This is a genomic window from Mesorhizobium sp. BH1-1-5, assembly GCF_020165615.1.
In the GTDB taxonomy this organism is placed as follows: Bacteria; Pseudomonadota; Alphaproteobacteria; order Rhizobiales; family Rhizobiaceae; genus Mesorhizobium.
The window spans coordinates 1-17,874 of record NZ_JAIUIM010000024.1; the positions used below are offsets into that span (position 1 = coordinate 1).

At 65.0% G+C, this 17,874-nt stretch carries 19 protein-coding genes; 5 read left to right on the plus strand and 14 right to left on the minus strand.

Going from position 1 to position 17,874, the window contains the following annotated elements; translation table 11 throughout:
• Positions 1-187 precede the first annotated feature (187 nt).
• From LB572_RS26255 to LB572_RS26285, 7 genes are all read right to left on the minus strand, one after another.
• The gene (locus LB572_RS26255; RefSeq protein ID WP_140810767.1) at positions 188-679 is read right to left on the minus strand and encodes a F0F1 ATP synthase subunit B; all 492 of its coding nucleotides are present in this window, start codon (positions 677-679) and stop codon (positions 188-190) included.
• Positions 680-690: 11 nt separating this feature from the next.
• Positions 691-1,272: a F0F1 ATP synthase subunit B gene (locus tag LB572_RS26260; RefSeq protein ID WP_140810760.1), complete on the minus strand. Its 582-nt coding sequence runs from the start codon at positions 1,270-1,272 to the stop codon at positions 691-693.
• Between the two features lie 61 nt (positions 1,273-1,333).
• Complete coding sequence (locus tag LB572_RS26265) at positions 1,334-1,558, minus strand: F0F1 ATP synthase subunit C (RefSeq protein WP_027164582.1); 225 nt, start codon at positions 1,556-1,558, stop codon at positions 1,334-1,336.
• A gap of 75 nt (positions 1,559-1,633) precedes the next feature.
• Entirely contained in the window at positions 1,634-2,395 is a 762-nt protein-coding gene (locus tag LB572_RS26270; RefSeq protein WP_140810753.1) for a F0F1 ATP synthase subunit A, read from the minus strand.
• 66 nt (positions 2,396-2,461) lie between these two features.
• On the minus strand, positions 2,462-2,854 hold the full coding sequence (locus LB572_RS26275; RefSeq protein WP_140810745.1) for an AtpZ/AtpI family protein: 393 nt from the start codon (positions 2,852-2,854) through the stop codon (positions 2,462-2,464).
• A 288-nt stretch (positions 2,855-3,142) separates the two neighbouring features.
• Positions 3,143-4,324 carry a cell wall hydrolase gene (locus LB572_RS26280; protein WP_224669783.1) on the minus strand — a complete coding sequence of 394 codons (1,182 nt, stop codon included), beginning with the start codon at positions 4,322-4,324 and terminating at the stop codon, positions 3,143-3,145.
• 175 nt (positions 4,325-4,499) lie between these two features.
• Positions 4,500-5,774 carry an MFS transporter gene (locus tag LB572_RS26285; protein ID WP_224669784.1) on the minus strand — a complete coding sequence of 425 codons (1,275 nt, stop codon included), beginning with the start codon at positions 5,772-5,774 and terminating at the stop codon, positions 4,500-4,502.
• A gap of 115 nt (positions 5,775-5,889) precedes the next feature.
• On the opposite strand from LB572_RS26285, the gene LB572_RS26290 reads away from it, so the two are divergent.
• A complete protein-coding gene (locus LB572_RS26290) occupies positions 5,890-6,810 on the plus strand; it encodes a LysR substrate-binding domain-containing protein (RefSeq protein ID WP_224669785.1) in 921 nt (306 codons plus the stop codon).
• Positions 6,811-7,100: 290 nt separating this feature from the next.
• On the opposite strand, the gene LB572_RS26295 is transcribed toward LB572_RS26290, so the two are convergent.
• The 3 genes from LB572_RS26295 to LB572_RS26305 form a co-directional block, all read right to left on the minus strand.
• Positions 7,101-8,105 (minus strand): IS110 family transposase, encoded by a 1,005-nt coding sequence (locus LB572_RS26295; RefSeq protein WP_224669786.1) that lies wholly within the window; start codon positions 8,103-8,105, stop codon positions 7,101-7,103.
• Positions 8,106-8,394: 289 nt separating this feature from the next.
• On the minus strand, positions 8,395-9,825 hold the full coding sequence (der, locus tag LB572_RS26300) for a ribosome biogenesis GTPase Der (protein ID WP_224669787.1): 1,431 nt from the start codon (positions 9,823-9,825) through the stop codon (positions 8,395-8,397).
• 6 nt (positions 9,826-9,831) lie between these two features.
• The gene (locus tag LB572_RS26305) at positions 9,832-10,497 is read right to left on the minus strand and encodes a tetratricopeptide repeat protein (RefSeq protein ID WP_224669788.1); all 666 of its coding nucleotides are present in this window, start codon (positions 10,495-10,497) and stop codon (positions 9,832-9,834) included.
• Positions 10,498-10,700: 203 nt separating this feature from the next.
• Here LB572_RS26305 and LB572_RS26310 point away from each other — a divergent pair, with 203 nt between their 5' ends.
• A complete protein-coding gene (locus LB572_RS26310; protein ID WP_224669789.1) occupies positions 10,701-11,711 on the plus strand; it encodes a polysaccharide deacetylase family protein in 1,011 nt (336 codons plus the stop codon).
• Positions 11,712-11,728: 17 nt separating this feature from the next.
• Here the strand turns inward: LB572_RS26310 and sbmA are convergent, their stop codons facing one another.
• From sbmA to LB572_RS26325, 3 genes are all read right to left on the minus strand, one after another.
• A complete protein-coding gene (gene sbmA / locus LB572_RS26315) occupies positions 11,729-13,006 on the minus strand; it encodes a peptide antibiotic transporter SbmA (protein WP_224669790.1) in 1,278 nt (425 codons plus the stop codon).
• A gap of 122 nt (positions 13,007-13,128) precedes the next feature.
• Entirely contained in the window at positions 13,129-14,244 is a 1,116-nt protein-coding gene (locus tag LB572_RS26320; protein ID WP_224669841.1) for a YbfB/YjiJ family MFS transporter, read from the minus strand.
• A gap of 117 nt (positions 14,245-14,361) precedes the next feature.
• Positions 14,362-14,565, minus strand: a complete 204-nt coding sequence (locus LB572_RS26325) for a hypothetical protein (protein ID WP_224669791.1) — start codon at positions 14,563-14,565, stop codon at positions 14,362-14,364.
• Between the two features lie 98 nt (positions 14,566-14,663).
• Between LB572_RS26325 and LB572_RS26330 the strand changes: the two genes are divergently transcribed.
• The 3 genes from LB572_RS26330 (at position 14,664) to LB572_RS26340 (ending at position 17,325) form a co-directional block, all read left to right on the plus strand.
• A complete protein-coding gene (locus tag LB572_RS26330; protein ID WP_224669792.1) occupies positions 14,664-15,578 on the plus strand; it encodes a LysR substrate-binding domain-containing protein in 915 nt (304 codons plus the stop codon).
• A 110-nt stretch (positions 15,579-15,688) separates the two neighbouring features.
• Entirely contained in the window at positions 15,689-16,945 is a 1,257-nt protein-coding gene (locus LB572_RS26335; protein ID WP_224669793.1) for an aminopeptidase, read from the plus strand.
• A 23-nt stretch (positions 16,946-16,968) separates the two neighbouring features.
• A complete protein-coding gene (locus LB572_RS26340) occupies positions 16,969-17,325 on the plus strand; it encodes a DUF488 domain-containing protein (RefSeq protein WP_140807791.1) in 357 nt (118 codons plus the stop codon).
• Positions 17,326-17,411: 86 nt separating this feature from the next.
• On the opposite strand, the gene LB572_RS26345 is transcribed toward LB572_RS26340, so the two are convergent.
• The gene (locus LB572_RS26345) at positions 17,412-17,765 is read right to left on the minus strand and encodes an ArsC family reductase (RefSeq protein WP_140807792.1); all 354 of its coding nucleotides are present in this window, start codon (positions 17,763-17,765) and stop codon (positions 17,412-17,414) included.
• Between the last annotated feature and the right edge of the window lie 109 nt (positions 17,766-17,874).

Consider the following 17,874-nt stretch of genomic DNA (forward strand, 5'->3'; position numbering starts at 1 on the left):
CTCCCCACATTCGTGGGGCGAGGAACCTTGATCCTGCGGCGCCTCATTCCTTCGCGCCCCCCTCTGCCCTGCCGGGCATCTCCCCCACAAGGTGGGAGATTGGCAGTTCCGGCGCCGCGCTCTCTTTTCAAACAAAAAAGCCGCCGGGTTGCCCAGGCGGCTTTGATTTCGAAGCTTCGACGTCAGCTCAGTTCAGCTTGGCCTTGACGTCATCCAGCGCCGACTTGAACAGGTCCGCGCCGGCCTTGACGTCGACCTTGGCGGCGAGCAGCGCGCGGGCGGCCTCGACGGCAATGTCGACGGCGCTGGCGCGCACTTCGCTGACAGCCTCGCGCTCGGCCTGGCTGATCTTCTGCTCGGCAAGGGCGGTGCGCCTGGCGACATAGTCCTCGGTCTTCTTGGCGGCCTCGGAGGCAAGCAATTCAGCCTCACGCTTGGCGGCGGCGACGATGTCGGCGGCCTCCTTCTCGGCTTCCTTGCGCTTCTGCTGATACTGGCCGAGCAGTTGCTGGGCCTCTTCACGAAGCTTGCGCGCTTCCTCGAGCTCGCCGCTGATCTTGGCCGCGCGGGCGTCCAGCGACTTGGCGAGCATGCCCGGCACCTTCAGATAGATGATGGCGCCGAGGAAGATGATCAGGGCGATGGTGGCCCAGAGCGTGGCGAGTGATGTGGCGTCCATGATCCCGCTCCTCACCGGCTCGCGGATTTGACCGCGGCCGCGATCTCGGACTTGTCGGTCTTGCCACCGACAAGCGCCTCGACGATGGCCGACGTGGTGTCCTCGGCGATCGTGCCGACTTCCTTCATCGCCTTGGCCTTGATCGAGGCGATGCTCGCCTCGGCCTCGCCAAGCTTCTTCTCAAGCTCGGCCTCGAGCTTCTTGCGCGTGCCCTCGGCTTGCGCCTTGGCGGCGTCGTTCGCCTGCTGGCCGATCTTGTTGGCGTTGACCTTGGCTTCCGCCAGTTCCTGCTCATAGGCGGCAACGGCAGCATCCGCCTCGCCCTTCAGCCTTGCGGCATGGTCGAGGTCCTGGGTGATGCGGTCGTTGCGGACATCGATGATGCCGCCAAGACGCGGCATCACAACCCGTTTCAGGAACAGGTAGAAGAGCCCGAAGGTGATGACCAGCCACAGGATCTGCGACGGGAAGGTCTTGGCATCGAATGGCGGGAACGCTTCATGCTCCGCGGCAGGCACGGCAGTGCCCGCATGCGTATCGCCCTCGGCCGCGGCCGGCGCTGCTTCTTGCGCATAGGCAGATGTCACGAACATCTCATTCCCCTGTCCATGGAACGGGGCCGCACCATGCGGCCCCTTTCGTCAGCGCCGGTTCTTACTTGAAGACCAGGAGCAGAGCGATCAGGAGCGAGAAGATGCCCAGAGCTTCGGTCACGGCGAAGCCGAAGATCAGGCGGCCGAACTGGCCGTCGGCAGCCGACGGGTTGCGGAGCGCGCCCGAGAGGTAGCTGCCGAAGATGTTGCCGAGGCCGATGCCCGCGCCGCCCATGCCGATGCAGGCGATACCAGCGCCGATAGCAGCTGCTGCAGTTGCGTCCATTTCAAAACTCCTGTGGTTTGCTTGTTCGTTGCAGTTGGTACGTTGGGTATGCTGGCGCCGGGGCGCCGGTGAAAATCAGTGGCTCGGGTGCAGGGCGTCGTTCAGATACATGCAGGTCAGCACCGCGAAGACATAGGCCTGCAGGAAAGCGACCAGCAGTTCGAGCGCGGAGAGCGCAACCGCCATTGCAAGCGGCAGGACCGAGCCGGCTATGCCGACGGCGCCAAACGCGCTGAGGCTGACGACGAAGCCCGAGAACACTTTCAGCGTGATGTGGCCGGCCAGCATGTTGGCGAAAAGACGAACCGAGAGGCTGACGGGGCGAGAGACGAAGGAGATGATTTCGATCGCCACCACCAGCGGCAGAAGATAACCCGGCACGCCATGCGGCACGAACAGCTTGAGGAAGCCGAAGCCGTGCTTGGCGAAGCCGTAGACGACGACGGTGCCGATGACCAGGATCGCCAGCGTGAAGGTGACGATGATGTGGCTGGTGACGGTGAAGAAATAGGGGAACAGGCCGATCAGGTTGGCGACCAGCACGAACATGAACAGCGAGAACACCAGCGGGAAGAACTGCATGCCCTGCTTGCCGGCGGCGTCGCGCAGCATGTTGCCGACGAATTCGTAGGCCATCTCGGACACCGACTGCAGCCGGCCCGGAATGAGCGCGCGGCTGGCCGTGCTCATGTAAAGGAAGGCCGAGGCCAGCACGATCGTCGCGACCATGAACAGGGAGGAGTTGGTGAAAGAGACGTCGTAGCCGCCGATATGCAGCGGGATGATCGGATGGATCTGGAACTGGTGGATCGGGTCGACCTTGTCAGCAGCAGCCACTTTAAATCCCCGTCAAAGCCACAACCGGCTTCTTAAGTTCACTTCGGCGCCTTGCGGCGCCCCACTTCATTCTTTCGGCTCGCGCGGCTTGCCGCCCTGGCCGAATTCGGATGCAAGTCCCGCCGAGCGCAGGACATTGAGTATACCAGCGCCAAAGCCCAGCAACAGGCCGACGATCAGACCCCAGGGCGCCGTTCCCGCCAGACGGTCGATGATCCAGCCCAAGCCGACACCGACGACCACCCCGGCGATGAACTCGCTGGACAGTTTCAGCGCCTGACCGTAACCGGGCGCAGCTCTCGCTTCGTCTTTCCCCTCGAGCCGGTCCGTGCGTCTTGTCGCAAGCGATGCTTCAAGATCGCGCCGGCGGCGCTCAAGTTCGTCGTCGCGGATGGTGGCTTCTGGCTGCCTGCCGCGGCCGGTTTCTCCGGTTCCGTCTGGCCCGGTTTTATCGGCCATCGCAACCCCCCTGCCCGGGCAGACGATTGCCGTCCGTCCGCTTCTAAAGTCGCCGGCAACATAGTTAGAGGGTCCGCCCCCGTCAAGCCACGGACCGAACTTCCAAGCGATGTATTTTCGACAATTAAATCAACTACTTAGAGAGGTGCGACATCGTGCCCTTCACGCCCGCGTGAGGTGACGGGGCGAATCCGCGCAACAAGGCGCGCCCGCCGGGGCATGCCGGCTGCCGAAGGAAGGATGGCCGGGGCGGTCATTTAGGCGGCTCGGCTCGAGCCGCCCAAGAGCTCAGCTCCAGCCGCCGCCATAGGTGCGGTAGAAGATATGCAGGCCGATCCTGGTCATGCGCTGCATGGCGCGCGCCCAGCCCGGGTGGACGTAGTTGGCGTAGTAGTGCGTCGACGAGCCGACCTCGGGAATGAAGATCTTGCCGGCGGTCACGGCCATGGCGACCTCCTGGGCGGTCTTGTAGGAAGCCTGGTCGGTGATGGTCTTCTTCCTGCCGTCGCAGGCGAAGGAGAACTGGCAGCGGTTGAACCAGTCGTCGTTCTGGTAGACGACACCGCAGATGGTCTTCGGATAGGCCGGGTTGCGGACGCGGTTGAGGATCACCTGCGCCACCGCCGCCTGGCCGCGGACGGGCTCGCTGCGCGCCTCGAAATAGATGCCCTTGGCGAGGCAGGCCTGCTCAGGCTTGGAAAAGACGCTCCCCGGCAGCGGGTTCTGCATCCAGGCGTGGTCGCCCTTGCCCATCGGCGGAATGAAGCGGCCGTCGTTCGGATCGTCCTGCAGCAGCGCCTCGAAGGGCGAAGCCTTGGCGTAGTCGGGCGCGGACTGCGCATAGGCGGTGGCGAGGATATCCGGCTTGTCGTTGTTGACGAGGGCGACAAGCGCCGCCGGCAGGTCCGGATCCGGCTTCTTGTCCTCGCGCAGGTGGAAGGCCTGGGCGATCTGGACTTCCTTGCCCTTGATGCCGGGCTTGGCGAAGGTGAGCTTCAGTCCGCTGTCCATCGAGGGACGCAGCAGCGAGGAGGTGCGCTCGAAAATCGAGCCGGCGCTGAAGTTCTTCGGCGGCGCGACCGGCGCCACCTTGACCAGACGGCCCTTCTTGTCGGCGCGCATGACACGGTCTTCATCGGGCGTGGCACCGGCGACATTGCCCTTGCCGCGAAAAGCCACCGTGCCGACGCCAGGCAAATCCACGCCGGAACCGGAGAGCGAGCCGGTGGTGACGGAATCGACGAACGGCATTTCGGCGGCATGCACCGAGCCGGCGGCGGATTTCTCGATATAGGCATTCCAGCGGACGTTGGACGATTCCAGGCCGGAGATCAGGCTTGCCATATCCTGATAGGCGACGGCCGACGGAAAGCCGATCCAAATGCCGAGCCCGAGCACCAAAGGAGGAAGAAAGGAACGTTTTTTCGCAACGGCGGCGGCGGCAAGCCGCATTGAAACGCGTCGATGCACTGAACTCTCCAGAACGCTACTGACCCCGGAGAGCCAAAATGAAGCATTAACCTTGATGCGGGGTTAACGGCATCGATCGTGTTCTTTTCATGTTTGAGGAAAGCCGGCTTGCTGTTTCCCCAGCGGACCGACGCAGAATCAGGCCTGGATGGGGGTTGAATCAGGTTCGTATGAATCAAGCCTGGCGCAGGAAAATCGGCCAGGCGATCGCCGCGCAGATCGCCGCCGCGAGCCACACGCCCGGCCAGGCGAAGACCACCAGCAGCCATGGAATGGCGATCGGCACCAGGCAGAAGCCGATGAAGACGAAGCTGTTGGCAAGGCTGAGTGCGGTGCCGACATGGCCGGCGCCGGCAAGCGTGGCGAGCTCGGTGTAGGCGACGCCGTGCCAGGCGGAAACGGAGATGCCGGCGACGACGACCATCAGCGGAAGCAGCGGCAGCAGCAACGGTGTTCCGGCGGCGGCGATCACCAGCAGCCAAAGCGCCAGGAAGGCAAATGCGCTCAGCGCGCTGCAGACTTTCAGGAACGGCCGGCGGTTGCCATGCCGGTCGGTGAAGCGTCCGCTCCAGACGCGCATCACCATGGCGCCGGTCTGCACGGCGGCGAGGCTGGCGCTGGTCACCCATGTGCCCATGCCGGCGGAATCATGCAGGAAGACCGAGGCGAAGGTCAGCACGGCGACCTGCGGGAAGCAGAGCAAGCCGATGGCGGTCGAGATGCGCCACACCTCGATGTTGCGCAAGGGCGCCGGGCCGCTCGTCGCGGCGGCGCGACCGCTGCCTTCGGCCGGCGGCTCGTGCAGCCAGCGCCAGGCGAACCAGGCCGACAACGCGGAGACGGCCGCAAGCAGGCCGAAGACCGCGGTGAAGCCCAAGGTCAGCGCCAGGGAAGGCAGGACGAGAGCGCCCAGCCCTCCGCCAAGCGGCACCGCCGTCTGCCGGATGCTCATGGCGAAGCCGCGCTCGCCCTCGCCAAACCAGCCCATGATGGCGCGGCCGCTGGAGCCGTTGACGCTGCCGCCGAGCAGGCCGGCGACGAGCAGGCTCGCCGAGAGCAGCGTGACGCCGGGAATGGCTGTTTTCGTCGGCACGACGAGCATAGCCATGATGAGCAGCCATGCCGCCGTCGCGCCGAGACCGGTCAGGAGCACGCGGCGGTCGCCCCAGCGATCGGTGAGCACACCCCAGGGCAGTTCGCTCAGCGCCACGCCGAGACCGAGCAGCCCGAGCGCAAGGCCCAGCGAGGCATTTTGGAGATGGTAGCCCTGGCGCATGATCACCGCGGTTGCCGGAATGCCGGAGAAGGTGGCGGAGAAGCCGGCATTGGCGGCGACGCCGATGCCCAGCACCTTCCAGCGATGATTGGGGCCGAAGGCGCGGCTGGCGGAGGTGGCCGCAATATCCGCGGCGGGCGGCTGGCAGTCGTTTCGTGTGGCGATGGCGGACATGGTTCCATTCCCGTGACGGCCGGCTGACGGCTTGACGGACCGGGTGTAGCGCCATAGCTTCATCCATAAAATCAGGAAGTTTTTGACCAACACTCCTGAAAATCAGGACAATCTTATGCGCCGCGTCACGTTCGACCTTGATGTCCTCAGAACCTTCGTCACCGGCATGGAGCTGGGCAGCTTCGCCAAGGCCGCCGAACGGCTGGGGCGCTCGACGTCGGCCGTCAGCGCGCAATTGAAGAAGCTGGAAGAGCAGGCGGATACGCCGATCTTCCGCAAGGCAGGACGTGGCCTCGCGCTCACCGAAGCCGGCGAAACCATGCTCGGCTATGCGCGACGGCTGATCGAGCTCAACGACGAGGCGGCCTCCGCCATCCGCGACGTCGAGCTGGAAGGCTGGGTGCGGCTCGGCTTGCAGGAGGATTTCGGCGAGGCCGTGCTGCCCGACGTGCTCGGCCGCTTCGCCCGCGCCCATCCCAAGGTCCGGATCGAGGCGCGGATCGGACGCAGCCACGATCTCGCCGAGCGCGTCCTGTCAGGCAATCTCGACATCGCGCTCGGCTGGCATGACGGCACGACCCTGCCCTACAGCCGGCATGTCGCCGATGTGCAGGCGCGCTGGATCGGCCCGGCCAAGCCGATCGAGGCCGCTCCGCGCAATGGCGAGCCGCTGCCGCTGGTGGTGTTCGAGGCGCCGTGCCTGTTGCGTACCGTCGCGACGGAAACGCTCGACCGCGCCGGCATGCCCTGGCGCATGGCGTTCTCGAGCCCCAGCCTCGGCGGCATCTGGGCGGCGGTGGCGGCGGGACTGGGTCTCACGATCCGCACCGATATCGGCCTGCCGGCCAATGTCAGGGCGATCGCGCCGGGCGTGCTCGGGCTCCCGGCGCTGCCGATGATGGCGCTGCATCTGCATCAGAAGGACGCCGAGCTCGACCCGGTAGCGACGCGGCTGGCGGAGATATTGCTGCAGGCGGCGCTGGGGGCACTCCCGGAAGGGGCGCGGACCGGTGAGGGGTTGCGAGAGGTCGCGTGAGGTCGCGTGAGGTCTTGGCCGGCGCCTTTCGGCTTCGTCATGTATGGACGGCCCCTCTTGGGCAAGAGGCAAAATAGCGGCGGCGGCGTAAGTCTGGAGCGGTCATGTATTCGGCCTTTAGTGCGGTCGACTTGGCTGACCGCTGACCAACAAGGGTTACGCGGATCGGTTCCAATCATTCTAGCGCGCTTCTTGATCGCGATGACGACGACGGAGTGTGCCGACCCAGGTCCTGACCATTTTGCCGTGCTGCCTTTTTGCTCCTTACGCTGTTGAGGGCTCGCTTGCGGTTAAGCCGCAGCTGGTGCCCTGTATTGTTGACCTGAGGTGAGCATTGCCCAGATGATGCGAGCGGTCTTGGCCGCCTGCGCCACGACGGCGACCTTGACCGGCCGCCTGGCCAGCAGGCCGCGTATCCAGGGCGAGCCCTTGTCGGGTTTGGCCCTGACCTGACGCAGCCAGGAACTGGCGCCGAGAATGAGCAGCCTGCGCAGGTCCCTGTCGCCGGCGCGGCTGATATGGCCTGTGGGCCTGTGCTTGCCGCCGGTGTCATGGCTCTTGCGGGTCAGGCCCAGCCAGGCTGCGAAGTCCCTGGCCGAGGCGAACTGGCGGCCATCGCCGATGGCTGCGATGGTCGCATGCGCGATGATCGGGCCGACGCTCGGGATCGTCGTCAGCCGCAAGGCCGCTTGCTGCCGCCTGACCTGAGCCAGGATCTGCTTGTCCAGCTTGCCGATCTCGCCTCTGGCCGGGCAATGGCGGGCGCTGGATGGCGCCGCGGGGATGGCTTCATCGGCCGCCTCGACGCGCTGCAGCAGGGTCTCGATGCCCGCCGCCCCTTTGGCACTTGTCAGGCCCATCTCATAGAGCATGCCACGCATGGCGTTGGCCAGTTGCGTGCGCTGGCGCACCAGAAGGTCGCGCGTGCGGTGCAGCGCCCGAGCCCATTGCTGCTCGACCGTCTTGATCGGCACGAAGCGCATGTCGGGCCGGCTCACCGCCTCGCAGCAGCCTTGCGCATCGCGGGCATCGTTCTTGTTGCGCGGAACGTAGGGCTTCACATAGGCCGGCGGCATCAGCTTGACCTCATGGCCGAGCGCGCTGAGTGTGCGGCCCCAATGATGAGCCGAGCCGCAGGCCTCCATGCCGATCAGCGCCGGCGGCTGCGCGGCGAAGAACTTCTCCACCTGCGCGCGGCGCAGCTGGCGCTGTACGACCACCCGCCCGCTCTCATCCACGCCGTGCACCTGAAACACATTCTTGGCCAAATCGATCCCAAACCTGATAGCTTGCATGACGGACGGTCTCCTCCGCTGGGGTTCAACAACACGACCAGCTTGGCACATTCGATGCCGCAAGGGGCCGTCCACCCATCATTCTATGGCGGAGCACGGAGCGAAGCGACGCGGCGCAGACCCTAGAATCCATTCCGTTACCTCGCGCGAGGAATGCAGCGGTGCAGAATTCTGAACCGCCGCGGCGCCTCGAAGTCACGGAATGGATCCTCGGGTCTGCGCGCGTCGCTTCGCTCCTTGCTTCGCCGTGGATGACGAGGGGATCAGCGTCGGCGCTTCTCCCCAGAAGTCACCGCTTCTTCGCCCTACCCGCAAACGGATTGTCCGACGTGCGGAGCGCCATGCGGATCGGCACGCCGGGCATGTCGAAGGCCTCGCGCAGGCTGTTGGTCAGATAGCGGACATAGGATTGCGGCATCGCGTCCGGCCGCGAGCAGGAGACGACGAAGCCCGGCGGGCGGGTCTTGGCCTGGGTGACATATTTGATCTTCAGCCGGCGGCCGGCGACGGCGGGCGGCGGATGATGGGCGAGGATGCCTTCCAGCCAGCGGTTGAGCTTGCCGGTCGAGACGCGGCTGTTCCAAACCTTGTGCGTCTTGATGACGCTTTCCATCAGCTTGTCGAGGCCGCGCCCGGTTTCGCCCGAGACCGTCACCGCCTGGATGCCGCGCACCTGCGGCAGCAAGCGCCCGGTCTTTTCGCGCAGTTCGGCCAGCAATTCCTGCGGATTGTCGATCAGGTCCCATTTGTTGAAGGCGATGACCGGCGCCCTGCCCTCGCGGATGATCAGATCGGCGATCTGCAGGTCCTGTTTCTCGAACGGGATGGTGGCGTCGAGCACGATGATGACGATCTCGGCGAAGCGGATGGCGCGCAGGCCGTCCTGCACCGAGAGCTTTTCGAGCTTTTCCTGGACCTTGGCCTTGCGCCGCATGCCGGCGGTGTCGTGGAGTTTTATGCGGCGGCCGCGCCAGTCCCAGTCGACCGAGATGGAATCGCGGGTGATGCCCGCTTCCGGACCGGTCAGCAGCCGCTCCTCATCGATCAGCGCATTGATCAGCGTCGACTTGCCGGCGTTCGGGCGGCCGACGACGGCGATGCGCAGCGGCTTGGTGTCGTCATACGCCGACTCGGCATCGGGGTCGGCAATGTCCTCACCGATCAGCACCTCGCTGGCGGCGATCTCGTCGCCATCGTCTTCCTCGTCCTCACCGAGCGCGCGCTCTTCGCCCAAGGCTTCGACCACCGCGTCGCGCAGGTCGGGCATGCCCTGGCCGTGCTCGGCCGAAACCGGGATCGGTTCACCGAGGCCGAGCTCCCAAGCCTCCAGCAGACCGCCTTGCGCGCCACGCGCCTCGGCTTTGTTGGCGACGAGCACCACCGGCTTGCCGGATTTGCGCACGACGTCGGCGAAGGTGCGGTCGTCCGGCATCAGACCGGATTTGGCGTCGACGGTGAAGAAGATCAGGTCGGCCTCGCGGATCGCGATCTCGGTCTGTTGGCGCATGCGGCCGGGCAGCGTCGACGCGGCCGCATCCTCGAAGCCGGCGGTGTCGATGACATCGAAATAGAGATCGTAGAGTTTTGCCGCATGCACGCGCCGGTCGCGCGTCACGCCCGGCGTGTCGTCGACAAGCGCCAGCTTCTTTCCGACCAGCCGATTGAAAAGAGTCGATTTACCGACGTTAGGCCGACCGATGATGGCGACTTTGAAGCCCATCCAGGATCACGACGCGTTGCCCGACCCGCGGATCAGCTCGGACATCAGCTGCGCCCGCTGGCGCACATTGCGCGGGGCCGCGTCATCCGAAGAGATCTGGTCGAACAGTTTGAGCGCATCGGCCGACTTGCCGTCCTTCCAGGCGGCAAGGCCGAGCGCCTCGCGCGCCGAATGGCGCAGCGGGTTGGTGTCGGCGGTGAGCGCCTCGATGCGGCTGGAGACATCGGCGTAAGAACCGTGATCGACGAGCAGCAGCGCTGCCCTCAGCCGCGCGATGTCGCGAATGCCGCCGGGAATGGCGTTATCGGCGGCGACCTCGTCGAAATCCTTGACTGCGCCGTCGACGTCGCCCTTGTCGGCCTTGACGGTCGCGGCGCGCATGCGGGCGAGCAGCGGATAGGCGCCATAGCCGTCCTTCTCCAGCTGGTCGAGCGCGGCGATCGCCTCGTCGTTCTTGCCGTCATTGGCGAGCTTGAGGGCAGCCGAGAAGGCATCGCCCGAGCGGTTGGCGCGGGTCTCGTCCCAGTAACGGTAGCCCACGACCGCGGCGGTGCCCAGCACGATCAGGATGGCAATGCCCAGAATGGCCGGACCAAAACGATCCCACAGCGCCTGCGCCTGCTCGCGACGAATCTCTTCGTTGACTTCGCGGATAAAACTGTCGTCCGACATCAATCAAAACCATTGCTGCCCCGAGATGGGGCGCCTCTTGAGCCCCGCGTTTTAGCGAAATTTTGTCGGCATGGAAGGGGGCGGGCCGGAAAATCGGCTGGGAATGCCGAGCGACCACAGGGCTTGCCCGAACGCATCCGTGCCACATTTGCGCGATAGCCGGCTTCCAATCAGCCGGAGACGGTCCCGCCAGAAGGTTGCCAATGCTTCGTTCGTACCGCGTCCTTGCATTCAGTCTCGCCTCGCTTTCCTGCGTCAATACCGCCTTCGCCGATCCGCCGAAATCGCCAGCCGCTTCGCCTGCCAAGCCCAAGCAGGTGGTGCTGATCTCGTTCGACGCCGCCCGCGAGATCTCGCAGTGGGAACGCAGCCGGGCGCTGGCAAAGCGCACGGGCGCGCATTTCACCTATTTCCTGTCCTGCGTGTTCCTGCTCTCGCCCGAGACGCGGCAGGATTATGCCGGCCCCGGCAAGGCCGCCGGCAAATCCAATGTCGGCTTCGGCGCTTCGAAACAGGACGTGGCCGAGCGGCTGGAGCAGGTCCGGCTGGCCGCCGCTGAGGGCCACGACATCGGCAGCCATGCCTGCGGCCACTTCGACGGCAAGGCCTGGAGCAAGGCGGACTGGCTGGCCGAATTCGCGTCTGTACGGCGCATCTTCGAGAACGCCTACGCGATCAACGGCATCCCGGAGCCGGCCGACTGGCACGATTTCGCGCATCATGCGCTGGTCGGATTCCGCGCGCCCTATCTTTCGACCGGCAAAGCGCTTTACGAGGCCCTGCCCGAGGCCGGCTTCCAGTATGACGCCAGCGGCGTTTCGAACGGCCCGACCGTGCCGCCGATCCTGAATGGCACAACCCGCTTTGCCCTGCCGCTTATCCCGGAAGGGCCGAAGGCGAAGCCGGTGGTCGCCATGGACTACAATCTTTATGTCCGCCACTCGGACGGCGCCGAGAAGCCGGCCATGGCGGACGCATTCGCCGAGCGCGCCTACGAGGCCTTCCGCGCCGCCTTCGAGGCCCAGTACGAAGGCAAGCGCCTGCCGCTGGAGCTCGGCTTCCACTTCACGCTGATGAACGGCGGCGTCTACTGGAACGCGCTGGAGCGCTTCGCCGGCGAAGTCTGCGTAAAGGCTGACGTCGAGTGCATCAGTTTCCGCGACTATGTGGCGCGGCGGCGCGCCGGCCAGGCACAGGCGGCGGTAGGCGGCTGACTGGACACAGCCGCGCCCTAACCTACCGGTTGATCTTCGGGGCGCATGCCAGCCCGCTCGCGTTCTAGATAATGCTGATCGATAACCGGCAGTTGTTCGCCTTGCAGCGTCGCCTCGAAGGCGCGCAAACGTTTGTGCACAGATTGCAGTTCGACAATCGTCGACCAGGAATTCAACAGGAACTGCAGTGAATTCGTCACCTTGCCGAACGCGTTCGAGATCTGGTTCAGCGCGCCGAAGGTGATCTTGTGCGCGACCAGCGAAGGCCCGAGGATCAGCAGCGAGAAGATGTTGTCGGCCTGCAGGTAGGTGTAGCGAACAACGTTGAAATAGATGTAGTGGAAATAGAGCTTGAAATAATTGCGGCGGACATTGGTGAACAATTGTGTCGTCGTCGCCGGCTGAGCCCGGTCGGCATGATCTTCGCCGTAGACGAGCTCCTTACGATAGGCCGCCTCGACACGCTGGTTGCGGAACTGCAGACCCGGAAGCTTGAGACCCGCCACCATGACGGAAATCGTTCCGAACAGACACCAGCCCAATGCGGCAATGACCAGTGGCTGCGGGACCGCACCGATGATCGGCAATTCGGTGATGTGGGCCTGCAGTTGAATCAAGACCGGCAAAAAAGCGATCAGGGTCATGATCGACTGGACGAAAGTCGAGCCGAGATCTTCCATGATCTGTGAGAAGCGCATCGTGTCTTCCTGGATACGCTGCGAAGCGCCCTCGATGTGGCGCAGCCGGCCCCAGTTGGCCATGAAGTAATTGTTCATGGCGGTGCGCCAGCGGAAGATCCAATGACTGACGATGAAGGCGTTGACCACCTGGACATTCATGCCGACCAGCGCCAGCCAGGAGAAGTCGGCCAATCCCTTATAGAATTCGGTGTTTGTCGAGGGAGTCGTTCCCGACATCAGGCCCTGAACGTAGTCGAAGAAAGGACCGTACCAGTTGTTGACCGCGACCGAGATCTGCACGTTGAAATAGATGAAGAACAGGATGACGGCGGTCATCAGGATCGACCAGTTCTGCCACGGGTGCGGCGCGTACCAGCTCCAGAACGCGTAGAAGATCACCACGCAGGCCACGAAATAGATGTAGAACCACAGGAAGGGTTTCGACCATAACACGGCGATGCCGATGATCGGCGGCGTGCCCGCCGCTGCGGCCGGCAGGCCGAAGATGGCGCCCAGCTGTTCACCACCAAAAAACCAGAACAGGATTGCGGCAAGGCTCCAGACGGCGGCCGAGGTGAAAAACAGCTTCGGCTGCGGGAAGAAAGATACGAACACTGTGGCGGGTTTCCTCGGTCTGACCGCAAATCAGCGGCGTTGCTGTTTGGCGGGCATAAGGTCACACATTAGTGGGAAAGAAAATGCCCAGCCCGATGCCTGGCATCGAACAAGGCCGCAAATCATGGCGATTTTGGCGCGGCCGACCAGGCAATGACGCCGGAGGCGAGCAGGGCAACCGCCGCCATGATCGAGGCAAGGGTATAATTGCCCGAGGCCTGGGCGAGCAGGCCGGCGGCGATCGGGCCGACGATCTGGCCGAGGCCGAAGGCCGCCGTCATCACCGCGAAGATGCGGCGCGGCGCACGCGGCGCGAGCTGTCTGCCCATCTGTATGCCAAGCGCCGTCAGGGCGATGAAGGTGCCGCCGAGCAGGACACCGGCGATCAGCGGCCCGGCGGCGCCTTTGACGACGACGCTGGCGGTGACGCCGACCACCTCGATCAGGCAGCTGGCGGCATAAGCGGCATAGAGCCCGATCCGACCGGCGAGCTTCTGCCACGCCCAAGTCGAGGGAAAACCGGCAAGGCCGGCGACCATCCAGACGGTGGCCTCGAAGACGCGCCCGCCACCGCCCTGGCGCACGATGGCGACCAGGAAGGTGGCCGTCACCACATAGCCGAAGCCGAACAGCCCGTAGGCGACGATCATCTTCACCAGGGACCGGCCCTTCGGCAGCGCCGGCTCGCGGCCGTCGGCGACATTGGCCGGCGTGGTCGAGCCGGCAAGCAGCACGACGACGATGAGGCCAACCGCCGAAAGCGCTCCGGACCAGAGCCAGCCAGCGGCCCAATCCGCCTGTTCGGCGACGAGGATCGCCAGCAGCGCGGAGGACGCGGCAATGCCCAGGCCGACGCCGCCGAAATGCAGCGCCTGCAAATCGCCGCGGCGAGCAACGGCCAGATGGCTGAAGACGATCGAGGCCATGAACACCATGACGAAGGCGCTGGCGAGGCCGGCCAGGAAACGGATGACGAGGAAGGCGGCCATCGTCTCGTTGAGCCCCATGAGGCCCGCGAGCACGGCGGTGGCGGCGAGGCCGGCGAACATCAGCAGGCGCTCGCGGCCATGCGCCCAGTCGCCGGCCGCGGCAAGCGCGCCGATGAGGTAGCCGAGATAGTTGGCGGAAGCGATCCAGCCGGCATCGGCCGGCGTCAGGTGCAGCCCCTCCATCATCCCCGGCAGGATCGGCGTGTAGACGAAGCGGCCGATGCCCTGGGCGACGGCAAGCGCGACCATGCCGGCGAGAGCAAGACGCAAAGGAGATGGCGTGGCGTTCATTGCGGCGCACAATAAGAATGTGCGTCCGCGAAACAATGCGCTTGCGTTGGGCCAGCGCGGCCGGTTTGCTCGGTTTTAGGTCCTCGTTGAGCGGCAGCCCGCTTCGTATGCGGTGCGGCGGGCCGTCAGCCGGAAGGGCATGTCGCCGAGCTCGCGCTCCGACATGGTGTCGAGCACCGGATGCGACAGCGGATCGGTAATCCAGCGAGCGATCTCGTTGTCATCGCGCGGCCTCGCCTCGGCGCGGGAAAGCCCTTTCAGCAAGGATAAAATCTTCATCGGACCACCTCATGGCTCAAGGCTATTCCTGTTAAAGTCTGCCCATTCCCCGCCGGATTTCAATTGAGATTTCGATCCATCCACTTTAGAAAAACTGAATGGCTATGCTCAATCGCGTCCATCTCAACGGCCTGCGCGCCGTCGAAACCGTCGCCCGGCTGGGATCGCTGGCGGCAGCGGCGGCGGAGCTGAACGTCTCGGTCAGCGCCGTCAGCCAGCAGGTCAAGCGCACGGAAAATCAGCTGGGGCAGGCGCTGTTCGAACGCACGCCGGGCGGACTCGTGCCGACCGAATTCGGCGCCGCCTTCACCACGCGGCTCAGCGCCGGCTTCCGCGAGCTCACGCAAGCGGTGGCGCTGGCCGACGAGGCCAACGAGTGCACGCTGGTCGTCTCGGTGGCGCCGGCCTTCGCCTCGAAATGGCTGCTGCCCAGGCTGTCGCGGCACTTCGCGCGCCATCCCAACGTGCTTTTGCGCATCGACGCCTCGGCCAGGGTCGCCGATCTCGACCGGTCCGACATCGATATCGCCATCCGGCTTGGCGACGGCAAATGGCCGGGCGACCGCGCCGAGCTTCTGCTCGCCCAGGAGGTGTTCCCGGTCTGCGCGCCCACGATCGCGGCCAAGCTGAAGTCGATCGGCGATCTGGCGCAGACCTGCGCCATCACCGACGAACGGGCGATGTTCAGTTGGGACGGCTGGTTCGAGGCGGCCGGCGTCGAGCCGGTCACCTTCCAGAAGGGCGCGCGCTTCACCGATCCGATGCTTTGCCTGGAATCGGCGATCGCCGGCCACGGCGTGATGCTCGCCTGGCAGTTGCTCACCGCCGACGCGCTGGCCGACGGCCGGCTCGTCGCGCCCTTTGGTGTGCGGGCCGAAAGCGGGCTGGGTTACTGGCTGGTGACCTCGGCCACCAAGAGCGAAAGCCGCAAGGTGCGCGACTTCAAGGCCTGGATCCGCGAGGAGATCGAAGCGACCATGGCGCAGTTTAGGGCGCTGGACAGCGCGGCTTGAAGCCCGTTTTCGGGATCGAGCTTGAAATCAGGCCCAGTCGATCGCGGTGGAAAGGCCAGGCTCGCCGGTCTATGTAAGAACCAGAACCCCAACAAACGGCAGGCAGGACCATGACCACACATTCGCGCGGCGTTTCGGCAAGCATCGACCCGGTGAAGCTCGACAGGCTGGCGGAAGTCGCCATCAAGGTCGGGCTGCAGCTGCAGCCCGGCCAGGATCTGGTGCTGACCTCCTCGATCGCGGCGCTGCCGCTGACGCGCCGCATCGTCGAGCACGCCTACAAGGCCGGCGCCGGGCTGGTGACGCCGATCTTCAACGACGACGAGATCACGCTGGCGCGTTTCCGCTATGGGGCCGATGCCGGTTTCGACCGCGCCGCCGGCTGGCTCTATGAAGGCATGGCGAAGGCCTTCTCGAACAATGCGGCGCGGCTTGCGGTGCGCGGCGAAGATCCCTCGCTGCTTTCCGCGCAGGATCCGGCCAAGGTAGCGCGCGCCAACAAGGCCAACTCGATGGCCTACCAGCCGGCGCTGGAGAAGATCACCGGCTTCGACATCAATTGGAACATCGTCGCCTATCCCGATCTTGCCTGGGCCAAGCAGGTTTTTCCGGGCGAGCCCGACGACGTCGCGGTGGTGAAGCTCGCCGACGCGATCTTCTCGGCCTCGCGCGTCGACGTCGAGGATCCGATCGGCAACTGGAAGGCGCACAACGCCGCCTTGGCCGAGCGCACGAAATGGCTGCACGGGCACAATTTCCACGCGCTGCATTTCACCGGGCCGGGCACCGACCTGACGGTCGGGCTAGCGGAAGGCCATGAATGGATGGGCGGCGCCTCGACGGCGAAGAACGGCATCACCTGCAACCCGAATATTCCGACCGAGGAAGTCTTCACCACGCCGCATGCAAGGCGCGTCGAAGGCCATGTCTCCTCGACCAAGCCGCTCTCCTACCAAGGCACGCTGATCGACGAGATTTCCGTGCGGTTCGAGGGCGGGCGGATCGTCGAGGCCAAGGCCTCGAAGGGCGAGGACGTCTTGAAGAAGGTGCTCGACACCGATGAGGGCGCGCGGCGTCTCGGCGAGGTGGCGCTGGTGCCGCATTCCTCGCCGATCTCGAAGAGTGGGCTTCTGTTCTTCAACACGCTGTTCGACGAGAACGCCGCCTGCCACATCGCGCTCGGGCAGTGCTATTCGAAGTGCTTCGTCAACGGCGCCTCGCTCAGCCAGGACGAGATCGCCGAGCGCGGCGGCAACAAGAGCTTCATCCACATCGACTGGATGATCGGCTCGAACAAGATCGACATCGACGGCGTCGCCAAGGACGGCGGCCGCGTGCCGGTGATGCGCAAGGGCGAGTGGGCGTAGCAGCTCCCTCGTAGGAGGTTGCGATGGCCTTCGACATAGCTGTGAAGCGCGTCTATGAGCCGCCGGCGAAAGCCGACGGCCAGCGGGTACTCGTCGACCGCCTCTGGCCGCGCGGCGTCAGCAAGAAGGACGCCGAACTGACGCTGTGGCTGAAGGAGATCGCGCCGACCGACGCGCTGCGCAAATGGTTCGGGCACGAGCCGGAGCGCTGGGCGGAATTCCAGAAACGGTACCGCGCCGAGCTTGATGCAAATGGCGAAGCGGTGGCGCAACTGCGCGGCCTGTTGCGCGAAGGCAAGGTGACGCTGCTCTACGGCGCGCATGACGAGGCGCACAACAATGCCGTGGCGCTGGCGGGGTATTTGCGAGCCCATGCATAATTGTTGAGATGTCGAGTTCCCTCGCCCCCCTCCCTGTCCGGCAGGACAGGGAGGGGGGCGAAGGAACGCGGCGTAAGTAGTCGAGCCTACTTCCCGCCAACCGCCTCTTCATAAGCCTCCGGCTTGAACCCGACCAATACCCGTTCGCCCACCTCCAGCACCGGGCGCTTGATCATCGTCGGCTTGGCCAGCATCAGCTTCTTCGCCTTCCTCTCGTCGAGCGCTTCCTTGTCCTTGTCCGGCAGCTCGCGAAACGTGGTGCTGCCCTTGTTGAGCAGCTTTTCCCAGCCGACCTTGCCGACCCAGCCGTTCAGCCTCCCCGCCTCGATCCCTTCGGCCCGGTAATCGTGAAAACGATACGGCACGTCATGGCTCTCCAGCCAGACGCGAGCCTTCTTGATCGTGTCGCAGGTGGTGATGCCGTACATGGTGATGGTCAATTCAGGCCTCTGTCGGATGGGGTTGCGTATCCGGCCGAAGCCTAGGCCCGCCCTGCCTGCTTTGCCAGCGCTTTGCGGTAGCTGGATTTTGGCACTTGCTAATACTAAG